Source organism: Arthrobacter sp. Helios (assembly GCF_023167125.1).
Classification (GTDB): Bacteria; Actinomycetota; Actinomycetes; order Actinomycetales; family Micrococcaceae; genus Arthrobacter_B; species Arthrobacter_B luteolus.
Window position 1 is genome coordinate 2,854,636 of sequence record NZ_CP095402.1, and the last position, 14,543, is coordinate 2,869,178.

General features: G+C 64.2%; 12 protein-coding genes. 9 read left to right on the forward strand and 3 right to left on the reverse strand.

Going from position 1 to position 14,543, the window contains the following annotated elements; genetic code table 11:
- Positions 1-14: 14 nt before the first annotated feature.
- From phnC to ArtHe_RS12940, 6 genes are all read left to right on the forward strand, one after another.
- Complete coding sequence (gene phnC, locus ArtHe_RS12915; RefSeq protein ID WP_248317325.1) at positions 15-845, forward strand: phosphonate ABC transporter ATP-binding protein; 831 nt, start codon at positions 15-17, stop codon at positions 843-845.
- Positions 842-2,542, forward strand: coding sequence for a phosphonate ABC transporter, permease protein PhnE (phnE, locus tag ArtHe_RS12920; protein ID WP_248317326.1), 1,701 nt, complete (start codon positions 842-844; stop codon positions 2,540-2,542). Before phnC ends, phnE begins: the two co-directional genes overlap by 4 nt.
- A 97-nt stretch (positions 2,543-2,639) precedes the next feature.
- The gene (locus tag ArtHe_RS12925) at positions 2,640-3,815 is read left to right on the forward strand and encodes a cytochrome P450 (protein WP_248317327.1); all 1,176 of its coding nucleotides are present in this window, start codon (positions 2,640-2,642) and stop codon (positions 3,813-3,815) included.
- A 35-nt stretch (positions 3,816-3,850) separates the two neighbouring features.
- Positions 3,851-4,813 (forward strand): PaaX family transcriptional regulator C-terminal domain-containing protein, encoded by a 963-nt coding sequence (locus ArtHe_RS12930; protein ID WP_248317328.1) that lies wholly within the window; start codon positions 3,851-3,853, stop codon positions 4,811-4,813.
- A gap of 88 nt (positions 4,814-4,901) precedes the next feature.
- Complete coding sequence (locus ArtHe_RS12935) at positions 4,902-5,735, forward strand: aldo/keto reductase (protein WP_248317329.1); 834 nt, start codon at positions 4,902-4,904, stop codon at positions 5,733-5,735.
- A gap of 63 nt (positions 5,736-5,798) precedes the next feature.
- Positions 5,799-6,269 (forward strand): hypothetical protein, encoded by a 471-nt coding sequence (locus ArtHe_RS12940; RefSeq protein ID WP_248317330.1) that lies wholly within the window; start codon positions 5,799-5,801, stop codon positions 6,267-6,269.
- A gap of 61 nt (positions 6,270-6,330) precedes the next feature.
- On the opposite strand, the gene ArtHe_RS12945 is transcribed toward ArtHe_RS12940, so the two are convergent.
- Complete coding sequence (locus ArtHe_RS12945; protein ID WP_248317331.1) at positions 6,331-7,569, reverse strand: cobalamin-independent methionine synthase II family protein; 1,239 nt, start codon at positions 7,567-7,569, stop codon at positions 6,331-6,333.
- Between the two features lie 391 nt (positions 7,570-7,960).
- Between ArtHe_RS12945 and ArtHe_RS12950 the strand changes: the two genes are divergently transcribed.
- The 3 genes from ArtHe_RS12950 to ArtHe_RS12960 all read left to right on the forward strand — a co-directional run bounded on the left by ArtHe_RS12950 (position 7,961) and on the right by ArtHe_RS12960 (position 9,486).
- Positions 7,961-8,125 (forward strand): hypothetical protein, encoded by a 165-nt coding sequence (locus ArtHe_RS12950; RefSeq protein ID WP_157075272.1) that lies wholly within the window; start codon positions 7,961-7,963, stop codon positions 8,123-8,125.
- A 121-nt stretch (positions 8,126-8,246) separates the two neighbouring features.
- On the forward strand, positions 8,247-9,014 hold the full coding sequence (locus ArtHe_RS12955) for a DUF427 domain-containing protein (protein ID WP_248317332.1): 768 nt from the start codon (positions 8,247-8,249) through the stop codon (positions 9,012-9,014).
- A 142-nt stretch (positions 9,015-9,156) separates the two neighbouring features.
- Positions 9,157-9,486 carry a hypothetical protein gene (locus ArtHe_RS12960; protein WP_151723871.1) on the forward strand — a complete coding sequence of 110 codons (330 nt, stop codon included), beginning with the start codon at positions 9,157-9,159 and terminating at the stop codon, positions 9,484-9,486.
- 98 nt (positions 9,487-9,584) lie between these two features.
- Here the strand turns inward: ArtHe_RS12960 and ArtHe_RS12965 are convergent, their stop codons facing one another.
- Together ArtHe_RS12965 and ArtHe_RS12970 are read right to left on the reverse strand one after the other, a co-directional pair.
- A complete protein-coding gene (locus ArtHe_RS12965) occupies positions 9,585-12,641 on the reverse strand; it encodes a thioester domain-containing protein (RefSeq protein WP_248317333.1) in 3,057 nt (1,018 codons plus the stop codon).
- Positions 12,638-14,440, reverse strand: coding sequence for a thioester domain-containing protein (locus ArtHe_RS12970; protein ID WP_248317334.1), 1,803 nt, complete (start codon positions 14,438-14,440; stop codon positions 12,638-12,640). Before ArtHe_RS12970 ends, ArtHe_RS12965 begins: the two co-directional genes overlap by 4 nt.
- Positions 14,441-14,543: the final 103 nt, after the last annotated feature.

The following is a 14,543-nucleotide window of genomic DNA, read 5'->3' on the forward strand; positions in this document are numbered from 1 at the left end:
GCGAGGAGTTAGTAATGACCGCACCCCAGCGCATGCAGGATTCAGGACACGAAAACGTGGATGTTCATCCTCCCGCCGGTGATCAGGCCCTTCCCAGCCTCGTTCTCCGGAACCTCGGCATCAGTTTTGGCCAAAAAAATGTCCTCCGGGACGTGAACTTGGAGGTGCGGCCGGGACAGTTCGTCGCACTCGTCGGCCCTTCCGGGGCCGGGAAGTCGACGCTGCTGCGTCTAATCAATGGAAGTTACCGTCCCACCAGCGGGACGGTGACGGTCCTCGGCACCAACCCGGCAGCTTGTGGGCGCAGCGATCTGCGAAGGCTACGGACCCGCATCGGTTTCGTCTTCCAGCAATTCGGACTGGTAGGGCGGCTCAGCGCCATGGAAAACGTCCTGATGGGATCCTTGGGTGCACTTCGGATGCCGCGCTATGGAATATCCACGTATCCCAAAGCGCTCCGGGAGCAGGCAGTGACGAACCTGGAGCGTGTTGGACTCATCGATCAGCGGTTCCAACGATGTGACACTCTCTCCGGCGGACAGCAGCAACGCGTAGCAATCGCCCGGACTCTGATGCAGGATGCCCAGATCGTGCTGGCCGACGAGCCCGTGGCGTCACTGGATCCAAGCGCCAGCCTCTCGGTACTCAACACGCTGAAGAAGGTCAGTGCGGAGGATGGATTTACCGTGGTCTGTTCCCTTCATCAGGTTGATCTGGCTCTGCAGGTATCCGACCGGATCGTGGCCGTCCGCGACGGTGCCCTGATCCTGGACACACCCACTCAGCGGACCTCGGAGGCAGCTGTCCGTTCGATTTATGAAAATGCCAAGGGCTCCCACGCATGAAGGGAGCCTTGGAAAAAGCAGCTGAAGACACCTCTGCCCAGACCGGGCGAAACCGGCAAAAGGGCGCACCTTCTTCCCACACAGCACCTGCCACAGGGACCACGTGGGCGCAGGGACGTCCACGCGTTTCGGCGGCGGCGCTTGGAATTCCGCTTGCCTACGCAGTTGTCACGATGTTCGGAATCTGGTGGATCGATATCCGTCCCGCCGCAGTTGCAGCCGGCCTGGGCGACATCGCCAGGCTGCTGGAGCGGATGGTTCCACCCACCACAGGCCCGGTCCCGGCGCTGCTCACCCTAACCCTGGAAACTCTTTGGATCGCGGTGGCGGGGACGGGATTGGCGACGCTTGCTTCCGTATTTCTAGCTGCGGCTGCGTCTCGACACTTCACGGGCCCCCGAGCCGTCCAATGGCTGGCCCATAGCGTCATCATCGTGACCCGGTCCGTTCCGACACTCATCTTTGCCATCCTGTTTGTCCGCATTTTTGGCCTTGGCCCCCTGGCCGGTGCGCTTGCCATCGCCTTCCACTCCATCGGGATGATCGGGAAGATGATGGCCGATGTCTTTGAGGAACAGGCTCCCGGCCCGCGGGAAGCGGTCGCGTCTGCGGGCGCCAACCGGATGCAGAACTTTGTTTCAACTACGCTGACACGCGCACTGCCTGCGATCACATCGCTGGTGATCTATCGTCTGGACATCAATGTCCGTGCCTCAGCCGTGCTTGGACTGGTAGGGGCCGGCGGTATCGGAGTTGCGCTGCAGACGGCCATAGGCTCACTCAATTATCGTCGGGCTGCCGGCATCATCCTGGTGATAGTCGTGCTCCTTCTTGTTCTGGAGCTCATCGCCTACCTCATGCAGAGAGCCGTCTCAGAGCACGCGGATGAACATACCCAATCCCAGCTTTTTGCCGCTGGCCCCGGGTTGGCCACACCGATATGGAACCGGCGGCGGGCCCTGCGCGCCAGCGGAACTGCGGCAGCAGCGTGCCTGTTCCTGTTCTCACTCAGCCAGCTCTCCATTAACCCGTCCCGTCTGGGTCAGGCATGGAGCAACACGACGGCCCTGCTCTCCGGTTTCATTCCTCCGATCTTCACTCAGGACATCCTGCTCGGGATCTTCGAGAGCGTCGTCATGGCTTTCACCGCCACGTTCTTCGGCGTGGTTTTCGGGCTGGTCATCGCGGTCCTGTCGACACGCCATTTGGTTCGTTTCGCCCCGCTGTCACTGGCTCTGCGGGGACTTATCGTTTTTGTTCGCGGCATCCCTGACATCGTTTACGCCCTGATCTTCGTGGCGGCGCTCGGCCTGGGACCTTTCGCAGGTTTCCTCGCGTTGTCCATCTCCTGCACGGCCCTAGCCTCAAAGTTCTTCACGGACTCCCTACAGAATGTGGATCCTGCTCCTTTGCGGGCTCTCGAGGCCACTGGGGCCGGCCGGATCCAGGTATTTGTCAGCGGCGTCTGGCCGCAGTTCGTGCCCAGCTTCATCGGCAACAGCCTCTTCACCTCTGATCTGGCTCTCCGCGAATCCGCAGTACTGGGAATCGTCGGTGCCGGAGGCATCGGCTTCCTGCTGGACGAATCGGTGGCAACGCTTCACTACCAGCAGACCGCCGGAATCCTCATTGGTTTGATCGTTGTGGTGGTGGCTCTCGAATCGGTGGCCCGCTGGGCCCGCAGAAAGGTAATCTGACATGGGCCATTGCCCTTACGGCGCCTCCGCTAATGAGCGCCCTCGCGACGACGGCAACACTGTCGCTGAAACACGGACCTCGGAGTGGTCCCCCGCCTTGGAGGAGAGCTTTGGCAGCGCCCACCGCGACTATGCGGAGCTCCGTCGAAACAACCCCTTCCCGTGGAGCGAGGACTTCGGCGGCTTCTGGTCCGCCACGACCTACGAGGACATAGTCCGTATTACCCAGGACGACGCTCTGTTCATCACCTCGGTGCAGAACGTCGTACCGCATGTGCCGCGCTCATCACGGCGTCCTCCGCTGCACTTCGATCCGCCGGAGCACACGGCCTACCGCCTGGCAATTGACCCGGTGCTGCGTCGATCCGTTGTTCGTGGGCATGAAGAGTTCTTCCGTTCCAGTGCCGAAGAACTCGTAACAGCCTTGCTGAGGAAATCCAACGCGGATGGAGTCCGAGACTTTGCCGCACCGTTCGTTATGGACTGCTTCGCAGCCTTCCTGAGCGTTCCTCCGGCTCTGACCCGACGTATCCGTGAGATAGGTGTGCGATATTCGTTCGCTATCCAGGACATGGACGAAGACATCATCAGCGAATGCAGCACCGAGCTGTATCGGATCGCTGAGCAGGTGTACCGCGACCGGTTGGAGGCCGGGGCAGGCCCGTCCCGGGACCTCGTTGCCAGCCTGCATGAGGCTGCGGCCAACCCCGACAACCACATCACCGAACAAACGGCTATTGCAACCATTCGCCAAATGATCGTCGCCGGAATGGGTGCCCCGCAGGCAGTGCTGGGCAGCTGCCTGGTACATCTGGCCCAAGACCAGGCCCTCCAACAGCATCTGCGCGAGCATCCGGAAGACCTGCCCGCAGCAATCGAGGAGTTTCTGCGCCTGCACGCCCCGTACAGGGTCTTCTCCCGCACCCCCCGCGAAGACACCGAGGTGCATGGGAGGATCGTTCGCGTGGGTGAGCCTATTGCCCTCATATTTCCGGCTGGAAACCGTGATGCGGCGGTGTTCCCGAACCCTGATGATTTTATTCTCCGGCGCCCCAATAACTCGCACCTTGCTTTTGGGCGCGGGGCCCACAAATGCCCGGCCGCCACAATGGGACGAATGGAGCTTCTGATCGGGCTGCAGGTGATCCTGGAGCAGACAGTATCTTTTGAACTGTCCGGCGACGTTGAGATGATGAACTGGCTTGAGTACGGGCCCCGCTCGGTGCCACTGCGGCTGATCGCCAAGGAGGACCCACCGCCCCGGGCGTCGTGAGGCCCGGGATGGTGGTCCAATGGCAGAATCGACGCATGCCCGCACCCACCGCCACCCTGCCGAGATTTCAGAATGGGGCCCGCCCGCAGCAGTTGCTGACAGTCTTGTTGGGCGACTATTGGCATACACGCGCAGAACCTGTTCCGTCGGCGGCGCTCGTGGACCTGCTCCAGGTCTTCGACGTGACAGCCAGTGGAGCCCGTGCCGCGGTCCAGCGGCTCGCTCAACGTGGTTTTCTGGTCGGTTCGAAGACCGGACGGCAGACCGCTTACGCGGTCTCGCCCATGAGTCACGAGCGGATCGATTCCCATGTACGGGCACTCTTCATGAGCCACCTGCCGCAGGACTGGGACGGAGCATGGACCCTTGTGGGCTACTCGCTGCCGGACGATGCACAAGGAACAAGGCGGCTGCTGCGGGATCATCTACGCCAACTTCGCTTCGGCAACCTGTATGACGCACTGTGGGTCCGCCCCGGCTACCACCTGGATTCGCTCAATGACCTGAGATCCTCCTTCGAGGGACAGATGAATCCCAGCCAGCTAACGGTTTTCACTGGCGCCAGCCTGCCTGACCATTCTCCGTTGGACTCCGTCCAGTCAGCCTTCGGTCTACCGGGATTGGCCGAAGCCTATTCAGAGTTCATCGCATGCTGGGCACCCGTTGCATCGAAGATCTGCGATGGATCGGATCCATCACGTGTGGATCCATTCCTCGCCGGGTCGCGTCCGGGTGAAGCAGCCCTCAGGCTGCGCACGTCGGTCATGGCTGACTGGCGCACCCTGCGCAGGCAAGATCCTCAGCTGCCCCACGAACTTCTCGGCGAAAACTATCCGATGCACGGTGCGGTGTCTGTCTGTGCCACCCTCTACGACCAGCTGGGGCCACCCGCCGAGGCTGAGTTTCGCAGAATTCTGCACCGTCACGACGAGAGATTGGCCGAGCTGGTCACCCACCACACTTTCGCAGCGTCAGCTTCACTCTTGTCCACGGAATGACACGCTCTGCACTGGCGGGGCCGAGCTGGCTAGGCTCAAACCAGCGAGTCCTGCAGGGACAGGAATCAAAGCAGTGAAAGGACAGACCATGCCCAACTCCACCGCCCCCACGATTACGCTCCGCAACGGACTTGAGCTGCCGGCCATCGGGTTGGGCACGTGGCCCATGAATGATGCCCAAACGGCCGGGGCCGTCACAGCCGCCGTCGACGCCGGTTACCGGCTCTTTGATACTGCGGAGAATTACGGCAACGAAGCAGGGGTCGGCGAAGGGCTGCGGCGCAGCGGCATTGCCCGCTCCGAAGTGGTCATCACCACCAAGTTCAACAAGCGCTGGCACAGCCGCGAAGGTGTACGCCAGGCATTCTCTGCGTCTGCGGCGAAGCTCGGCACCGAGTACATCGACCTGCTGCTGGTGCACTGGCCGAACCCGGACCAGGACCGGTTCGTCGAGGCGGTGCAGGGCATCGCTGATCTGCTGGCCGAAGGCCTGGTGCGCGGCATCGGGGTTTCCAACTTCAAGCCTGCCCATCTGGAACGCCTCGCCGAGGCCGGACTCATTCCGGACCTGAACCAGATCCAGGTGGACCCCCGGCACATCCGCGAAGCCTCGCGCCAGGCCAACACCCGGCTGGGGATCATCACCGAGTCCTGGAGCCCGCTCGGCCGGGACGGCGGCCTGCTGCAGGACCGCGTGGTCACCGCTTTGGCGGAAAAGTATGGGCGGACCCCGGGCCAGATCGTGCTGCGCTGGCACGTGCAGCAGGGCCTGGTGCCGATCCCCAAGGCCTCCTCCCGGGCACACCTGGAGGAAAACCTGGCCGTCTTCGACTTCTCCCTGGAGGCCAGCGAGGTCGCGGGCCTTACCGCCCTGGATACCGGGGACGCCGGCATCCTGGATTCGGACTCCTTCGGGCACTAGATCTTGGCCGGAAACATCTGCGGCGGGGTTTCCCTGCCGGATCGTCCCTGTTAGCGTCGGGAAATGTCTCCGAGCCCTGTGCGAAGTGCCCTCACCGAACCCGCCCCCAAATCCTCCCGCCGGCGGCGGGCTGCCGCCGTCGCCCTGGGCCTGTTCCTGGTCTTTGCCGGGACCAGCCATCTCAGCTTCGCCCGCGGCGAGTTCCGGGCGCAGGTGCCGGGCTGGGTCCCGCTGGATGAGGACACCGTGGTGCTGCTTTCGGGTATTGCCGAAATCGGGCTGGGCGCTGCGCTGGCCGCGCTGCCCAGCCGGAGGGTTCCGGCAGGTCTGGCTGCCGCCGCGTTTTTCATCGCCATCTTCCCGGGCAACATTTCGCAGTACGTCACCGGCACAGATGCTTTTGGACTGGACTCGGACCAGGCACGGCTGATCCGGCTGTTCTTTCAACCACTGCTGGTGATCTGGGCACTCTGGTCCACCGGCGCGTGGCGGGCGCTGCGGGCTGCGTTCCGCGCGCGGAGCAGCACCCGGTAACTGACGACGGCGGCACCGGCACCTCCACATGGAAGGTCCGGCACCGCCGTCGTTAGCGGACCTATACCCGCGAGAACAGCCGCTCGGACGCCAGCCGTGCACCCTGGCCCAGGGACTCGAGCTTGGCGGCGGCGATCTGCGGATGCAGGCGCCCGCCGAGCCCGCAGTCGGTCCCGGCGATCACGTTCTCCGGGCCCACCAGGGACGCGAACCGTTCGATGCGCTGCGCCACCAGTTCCGGGTGCTCCACCACGTTCGTGGCATGGGACACGACCCCGGGAATCAGCAGCTTGCCGTCCGGAAGTGCGGTGTCCTGCCAGACCGTCCACTCATGCTCATGCCGGACGTTGCCGGCTTCGAAGGAGTACGCACCGGCATTGATGGACAGCACCAGGTCCACGATGTGGCGGAATTCGATGTCCGTGGTGTGCGGACCGTGCCAGGAACCCCAACAGACGTGGAACCGCACCTGGTCCTCCGGCAGCCCGCGCAGGGCATAATTCAGTGCCTCGACGCGGATCTGCGTGAATCTCCGGTAGTCCTCCACGCTGGGTTCCGGGTTGATCTGGTCCCAGTTCTCCGCGATGGACGGGTCGTCAATCTGCACCACCAGCCCGGCCCCGACAATCGCCTGGTATTCCTCCCGCAGCACGTCCGCCCATGCGTAGATGAACTCTTCCTCCGTGGCGTAGTACTCGTTGCCGATCCGGCTGGCTGATCCAGGGGAAAGCGCGGTCAGGAAACCGGTGGAGGCTCCCGCAGCGTCGAGGCCGGCCTTGAGGTTCGCGATATCGGAGGCAATGGCCTCCTGCCCCGTGTAGCTGAGCGGTCCGGTCGCCGACGGGAACGCCGTCGCGTTCTTACCGATCTGGATGCCGCTGGACGGGTCCTGGTACGCCTGCGCGAACTCCGTCCAGTCCCTCCGGTCCGCGAAGGACGTCAGCCGGACGTTCCCCGGTTCGCTGCGGACCGGCTCGGCCAGGATGGGGTTGAATTCGGTCAGCTCCAAGCCGGCTGTGCGCTGGAAACTGTAGGTCCACCAGGCACCGTAATCGACGTCGTAGGACATGGCCTTGCCGTATTCCCCGTCGCCGGGAATCGTGATTCCCGCGTCGGTCTGGCGCTGGACCAGGTTAACGACGGCGTCGGTAAGCAAGCCTTCGAACTCCGGTGTGCGTTCCAGGGTGAAACCGTCCCCACTGAACCGGCGGGCCGCGTTGGCCGCGATAAGCTCCGGTGTGCGCGGCAGGGACCCCGCCTGCGTGGCCTGGATCTGGTCATGGTTGTGCTTGAGCGTCATTGGCTCTTTCCTTTCCATCGTTCCTGCCATTAGCACCTTTCCGGACAGGAAATGTCCGGGGGAAGCTGCAGCGTCACGGAGGCAGGTCTCTCGGCTGCTCTTGATGGTGTGGTTTAGGGCTCTAATCCACCGGCAGCGCGGGTGCGCCCCTTCCACGGCCGCAATGGCCGAGCACCAAGCGGAAGGGCTGGTAACAGCATGCATGCTGAGCAGCGATTTGGCGAACGCCACACGGGCACGTGTGCAACACCACCGCGAACAATCCCGTATTTGTGATCCGGGTTATGCAAGGGCCCTCCTGCGGTCCGTAGCATTTTTAAGGAGGGATAGCGGCAGGCCACCTGGGCCGGCTGCAAGACCCCCAAAACCCACGGCCATAGAAAGGAGGACCATGTTCCAGTCACGGTCCACTCACGGAACCACCAACCGGACGACCGCCCTCCTCACCGGAATCGCCGTCGCTTCAGCCCTCGTGGCAGGCGGTGTCACCGCTGTTGAGATGAACTTCGAATCCGCTCCGACCGTCGCCGCGGCCGAATCGGCCGCCACGGCCTAGGGCCGGACCCACACCAGCCGCAGCCGGTTCGGCAAGGTTTCCGGGGGACCTTGCCGGCGGCGGCGGGCAGGTAGACCATCGAGTTATGGCACTGCAGTTAAGCCCGGCATGGTGGCAGCTGATGCCACAGATGAGATTTGAACCCACCCCCCGGCGGGTCCGCGCACAGCTGGGCACCGATACGGTGCTCGACACCACGGACGCCATGCTGGTCTATGAACCGCGGCGGATCACCCCGGTCTTCGCGGTCCCCGCAGAGGACCTGGCCGCTGAACTGGTTCCAGCGGCCCCTGCCGATGGACCGGCACCCGCGCCCGTTATGGACCCGCACTTTCCCTTCTCTGTGCACACTGCGGACGGCAGCGCCTTTGACGTAGTGGCTTCCCGCAGGTCTCTGCCGGGGGCTGCCTTCCGGCCGGAGGATCCGGACCTCGGCGGGCGTGTCCTGCTGGATTTCGCTGCTTTTGACCGCTGGCTGGAAGAGGACCAGGAGATCAAGGGGCATCCCCGGGATCCGTTCCACCGGGTAGATGCCCGTGAGTCCTCCCGGAGTTCCCGTGTTCAGCTGGACGGAATGGTGCTGGCAGAAACCACGCATCCCCTGTTCGTTTACGAGACCATGGTGCCGGTGCGCACCTATTATCCGCGCGAAGACGTGGACTGGTCCCTCCTGGAATCCTCTGCCCACCAGAGTGTCTGCCCGTATAAGGGCTCCGCGGCCTACTGGTCGGTGACCGGGCGGCCGGAGGGCAGGAATCTCGCCTGGTCCTACGAAACCGTGCTGCCGGACTCGGCGCAGCTGAAGGACCGTGTGTCCTTCTACGACGAGCGCACCGAGGTGTACGTGGACGGTGAGCTGCGGGAAATCGCCTCGCTCTTCCGTTTCTAGTCCGCTTCCGGTTCGGGGACTTCCCGCTGACCCGCCACAGGGCTGCAGGCAATTTAGCCTGCGGCCCTTCTTGCTGCCCGGCGGCGGTGGAAGAATCAGGGCAAGACGGCGGACACGGCACGATGTGCAGGAGCTGACGAACATGGCTGCAACCCAGCGGACCCCTGGAGCCGGGCCAAACTACGGCAATGTCCCCGTCATCGCCTCCGGCATCATCGCCGGATTTGTGGCGGTGACGACGGCGGTGGTCTCCACGGGCGGTGCCACGAACGAGTTCCGCTGGGAGCTGGGTCTGGCTGCCGGCTGCATCGCCTTCATTGTCTGCCTGCTGACGTTCCTGCTCATGATCATCGCCGCCAAGCCCAACCCGGAATCCCTGGGACGGGGTTCCGGGGTGAACCGCAGGTTCGGAGCGGTTCCCGGGGCCGAGGACAAGGATCCGGAAGGTCCGGGCGGAAACGCTCCGCGCTAGCCGGCAGCCCGGATCGGGCAGGGCCGCAGCGCCGCCAGCCCCTCACACCAGGCAAAACCGGGAACCGGCACCGCCGGTTCCCGGTTCCTGTCTGCTGCCTAGTTCCGGCTGCCCCTGCGCCGGTTTGCTGCGGCCACGCTTATCCCGCCGGCCGCAAGCAGGACCGCACCGAGGGCCAGGAACTCCCCCGCGCCCTCAAGGCCCGTGGACGGCAACCTCTTTTTACCCGGATGGTAAGGGTTCGGAGTGGGGCCGGGGCCGGGGCCCACGGACGAGGTGTAGGTATTCACCACCCTCAGTTCGGACGTTTGCGCGGCGGCAATGACCGCCGGATCGGGAATGCTGGTGCTCACGTCCAGACCGGTGACGGCGCCGGAGTCCGTCTCCGTGACAGCGCATTCCGTCCCCGGCGGCAGGTCCCCGTACGTTTCCGAGACCTCACCTGTGGTCCCCGCGCTGACTGTGAAGGAGTTCTCCAGGACCGGCTCCCCCTCCAGCGTGCAACGGACCTCAAGGGTTACCTCACCCTGCTCTCCCGCGGCGGCGCCGGCGATCTCCTTGGTGACCACCAGTGCTCCCCGGTCGAAGGAGTAGGTGTTGGTTACGGTGGCCCCCGCCTCGCCGCCGGCCGGTACGGTGAAGGGTGCGGGAAGGTCAGTGCTGACCACAATGCCTGGGATGCTGCCGTCCACAAGCTCCGATACCGAGCAGGTTGCTCCTGCCGGAACGTTCAGGTATCTGCCAAACACATCCGAGGTGACCTGCGCGGGAGCCTGGAAGGTCTCCTGGAACACGGGGGCGCCGCCGAGCGTGCAGGTGACTTCAACTTCCACCGCGTCCTGGCTGCCTGCGGCCGGTCCGGCGAAGGACTTCGTCACCGTGATTATTCCGGGTTTCTCCGTGTAAGTATCAGTCACGGTGGCAGTACTGCTCCCACCCGCCGGGATGGTCACTGTGTCAGGAAGATCGACGCTCACCGCGACCTGGCTGGTCTCGCCGGTTGCGGATTCGGTGACGGCGCAGGCACTTCCCGCCGGAATCCCGGAGAACGTCTGCGTGGTTGTTTCCGTGGTCCCGGCAGGAATGGTGACGGCCTGGCTGAACGTAGTCTCGTCGTCGAGCCGGCAGAGAATGTCCACTTCAACTTCCCCCTGCTGACCTGCCGCCGCCCCCGCGATTTCCTTGCTCACCGCCAGGGATCCCGGGTTCAGGGTGTAGGTGTCAGTGAACGTCACTTCCGCCCCGTCACCGGCCGGGATCGTGACCGTGCCGGTGGCTGGAACTAAAACGGTGACGACGCCGACGGCTGTGCTGGCACCGTTGGCAGTTTCGGTGACTGCGCAGCCGGCTCCTGCCGCAAGACCCGTATATTCCGTCGGATCTGTTTCCGTGGCACCGGCCGGGATGGTGATCGTCTCGTTAAGGACGGTGGTTCCGCCCGCGGTGCAGACGACCTGGAGCGTGACCGCTCCCTGCTGTCCGGCGGCTGCTCCATCGATGAGCTTGCGGACGGCAAGGACGCCGGGTTTGAACGTGTAGGTGTTGGTGACGGCCGCCTCGATGCTGTCGGCGGCAGGCACCGTCACCGTGCCGGTACCTGTGGTTTCAACCGCGACGGACGCCGTCTCCCCTGTAGTGGGTTCGGTGACCGTGCAGCTGGCGCCGGCAGGCAGGTTGCCGTATTCGGTGGGCTCCACGTCGGTGGCATTGGCCGGGATGGTGATGGTCTCGTTGAGCACGGTGTCACCCCCGGAGGTGCAGACTACGGAGATCACGATTTCGCCCTGCGCTCCCGCAGCTTCCCCCGCGATGGACTTCCGGACCACCAAAGTGCCGGGCACAAAGGTGTACGTGTCCGTCACGGTGGCGGCCGCCGTCGTGTCCGCGGTTATGGTGACCGGGTCCGGGAGGCCGGTGGTCACCGCCACGGTGGTGCTGGATCCGTTCGTCGGTTCAGTGATGGTGCAGGTGGAACCGGCTGGGATCTCGTTGAAAGTTTCGCTCAGGGACCCGGTGGCCGCGGCGTCGATGTTGAAGGTGAACTGGTACCCGGTGCCGCAGTCGATGCTGATCTCCACGGCCCCCTGGCTGCCGGCGGCTTCCCCGGCGATTGTTTTGGTAACCGTGAGGGAACCGACTTCGAAAAAGGACGCTGCCGCGTTGGCGTTGGACGTCAAGTTGCGGGTAGCAGCGAGGATCAGCTTTTGGGCAGTGCTGGTTCCCGGCGTGGCCCCGTCATAGAGGTACACGTTGCCGGTGGGTACTGAAACGACTGCCTGGGCCAGGATGTTGGCTGGGCCGGTTGCTCCGCTGTTGCTGCGGACCCACACCTGCGTTCCGGAAGGCACCGGGTTGGTCAGCGGGACTGTTCCACCGGCGTCGGCGAAGAGGGTGAAGCCGTCGTCGACGCTGACGGTAATCCCGGTGCCGGCTTCTGACTCGACGGTGTAGGGACCGGCCACGCCGTTCACAGAGGCCTCCGCTGTGGCCGGGGTGATGGAGATATCCGGTGTAGCTGGTTCCGGTTGCGGGCCGGCGGTAATGGTCGCATTCACAATGGCGGAAACGGTCGAATAAAGGGGGTGGCCCGGGTTGACGACATAGCCGTCGGTGAAGAACCAGATGGCGGCCTGCACCGCAGCCGCCCGCTGGTTGTTGTTGAGTCCGGCAGGAAGGTTGGTGGAGGGGTAGTAGGTGTTCAGGATCCGTTCGACGTATCCAATATTGGGAACGTTCGCCTCGTTCCAGGTGCCGTTCTCGTATCCGATCCCAACCCGTGTCGAGGTCCGGAGGTCAATGCAGTACATCTGGGCTGTTGTGGTGCCGCTGACGTCCTGGGTGTTGATGACTCCGGCAAAGTCGACGTTCTCCGTCTGGTAGCCGGCGGGAATCGACGTTGGATATGAGGTAACCGGCCATGCGGACCCCTGCGGAGGCAATGCGCCGTTCACGGCCTGCCCCGCGCCCAGCGAGGTAATCACGATGTCCGTGGCGTCGGAGACACCCACGGGATTATTGCGCACGCCCAGATCCGGCAACGCACCGGCCGGACCGGAAAGCGGCAGCAGGAGGAGCAGGGACAGCGCGAGCGCAATCAGGCTTCTTACCAGCCGCAGCCTGGCCCGATGCTGCGGAGTCTTCTGAATTCCACTCATTTTCTGGCTCCCTTACGCAGGTTGGCAGCGGTTACGCCGAGGCCGCCGGAAAGCAGCAGCCCGGTGCCGAGGAGGAGTAAACCGCCGGCGCCTTCTACTCCGGTGTTTGGCAGCTGCCGTTCCCCGTAGTCGAAATGCGTCCGCTTGACCTTTGTGAACTCATACGTATTGGTCAGGGCCGTCTCCACTGCTGCGCCCGCCGGGATGGTCACGCTTCCACCTCCGGTGACCCAGGCCAGGATGCTGGCGGTGGAACCGTCCGCTGTTTCGGTGATGCTGCAGTTTGAACCGGCCGGAAGCTCGGGGAATTCGGTGACCACAGAGCCGGCAGCACCGGCAGGAATCAGGATGGTCTCCTCCAGAACGGCGTTGCCGTCGGAGGTGCAGACGACGGCGATCCGGATCTCCCCCTGCGCACCGGCTGCTGTCCCGGTAATGGACTTGCTGACCAGCAGCGTCCCCGGTGCGAAGTCATAGCTGTCCGTGACCGCGGCTGCCGCGGTGGCGTCTGCTGTAATGGCCACGGGCTCAGGCAGTCCGGCCGTCACCAGAACGCTCTGCGTGGCGCCGTTCACGGGTTCGGTGATGGTGCACGTGGACCCTGCACGGATACCGGTAAATGTCTCAGTGACACTGCCGGTGGTCCCGGCGGGGACAGTGAAGTCGAACTGGACCCCGGGGCCGCAGTCGATATTGATCAGCACGTCGCCTTGGCTCCCGGCAGCCGGTCCACCGATCGACTTCGTGACGGCCAATGCCCCCACTGCGTAGAAGGACACCGTGGCGTCCGCGTTGGCGGTCAGCTCCCGGGTGGCCGCCAGGATGAGTTTCTGGGCGGCGGTCGTTTCGGGGGTGGCGCCGTCGTACAGGTACACGTTGCCGGTCTGCACGGTGACCACTGCGCGTGCGGAAACACCTCCCGGACCGGTTCCGCCCGAATCACTGCGCACCCAGAACTGGCTGCCGCTGGCAACCGGATTGACCACGGGTACGGTTCCCGCCGCGTCCGAGTACACCGTGTACCCGGCATCCGCGGTGAGAGTGATCTCGGCGGCATCCTCGGCAGTCGCTGTAAAGGGACCGGCCGCCCCGCCGATCGGCGCTTCAGCGAGCGCCGGTGTAATGGAGATATCCGGCACAGCGGGTTCGGTCAGGGCCCCTGCCGCGATCGTGTCATTGACGATCGCCGTCACGGCAGCGGCCAACGGGTCGGCCGGGTTGATGACATAGCCGTCCGTGAAGAACCAGATGGCGGTCTGGACCGCTGCTGCCTTCTGGTCATCCGTCAGCCCCGTGGGAAGGTCGGTCTGCGGGTAGTACGTGTTCAGGAGACGGTTCACGTAGCCGATATTGGGTACGTTGCCCTCATCCCACGTGCCGTTCACATATCCCAGGCCGACCCGGGTCTCTGTCCGCAGGTCTATGCAGTACATCTGCGCCGTATTGGTTCCGAGGATGTCCGTGGTGTTGATGATCCCCGCGAAGGACACGTTGTCAGTCACATAACCCGGCGGAATGGTGGTGGGATAACTGTCGATCAGCCAGGTCTGGCCGGCTGGAGGCAATGCTCCCTGCACTGCCTGCCCTTCACCCGTGGATGTGATCACGATGTCCGTGTTTGCGGAGTACTGCGGGTCATCAACCGGGGCCTCGCTCCCGAGCTCGGCGTGGGCGGGGCCGGCCAGCGGGAGTCCCAGCAGCAGCAGGGCAACCAGGATTCCCAGCAGGGTTGCTGCCCGCAGCCCCTTCCTGTGCTGGGGCGAACATACGGGTACAGCATGAGACACGTGGAAGCTCATAGGGAATCCCTCAAACAGTAGGTGCGGTCCAAAGCTTTCCGGCAGTGACCCCCGGATGAGTAGGAACGGTATGCACCACGAAAGAGGCCCGCCAGAGCGGAGC

Excerpts from the sequence above, each read along its gene's own strand:
- phnC (WP_248317325.1), top strand. The coding sequence starts at position 15 with ATGACCGCACCCCAGCGCATGCAGGATTCAGGACACGAAAACGTGGAT.
- phnE (WP_248317326.1), top strand. The coding sequence starts at position 842 with ATGAAGGGAGCCTTGGAAAAAGCAGCTGAAGACACCTCTGCCCAGACC.
- ArtHe_RS12930 (WP_248317328.1), top strand. The coding sequence starts at position 3,851 with ATGCCCGCACCCACCGCCACCCTGCCGAGATTTCAGAATGGGGCCCGC.
- ArtHe_RS12935 (WP_248317329.1), top strand. The coding sequence starts at position 4,902 with ATGCCCAACTCCACCGCCCCCACGATTACGCTCCGCAACGGACTTGAG.
- ArtHe_RS12940 (WP_248317330.1), top strand. The coding sequence starts at position 5,799 with ATGTCTCCGAGCCCTGTGCGAAGTGCCCTCACCGAACCCGCCCCCAAA.
- ArtHe_RS12945 (WP_248317331.1), bottom strand. The coding sequence starts at position 7,569 with ATGACGCTCAAGCACAACCATGACCAGATCCAGGCCACGCAGGCGGGG.
- ArtHe_RS12950 (WP_157075272.1), top strand. The coding sequence starts at position 7,961 with ATGTTCCAGTCACGGTCCACTCACGGAACCACCAACCGGACGACCGCC.
- ArtHe_RS12955 (WP_248317332.1), top strand. The coding sequence starts at position 8,247 with ATGCCACAGATGAGATTTGAACCCACCCCCCGGCGGGTCCGCGCACAG.
- ArtHe_RS12960 (WP_151723871.1), top strand. The coding sequence starts at position 9,157 with ATGGCTGCAACCCAGCGGACCCCTGGAGCCGGGCCAAACTACGGCAAT.
- ArtHe_RS12965 (WP_248317333.1), bottom strand. The coding sequence starts at position 12,641 with ATGAGTGGAATTCAGAAGACTCCGCAGCATCGGGCCAGGCTGCGGCTG.
- ArtHe_RS12970 (WP_248317334.1), bottom strand. The coding sequence starts at position 14,440 with ATGAGCTTCCACGTGTCTCATGCTGTACCCGTATGTTCGCCCCAGCAC.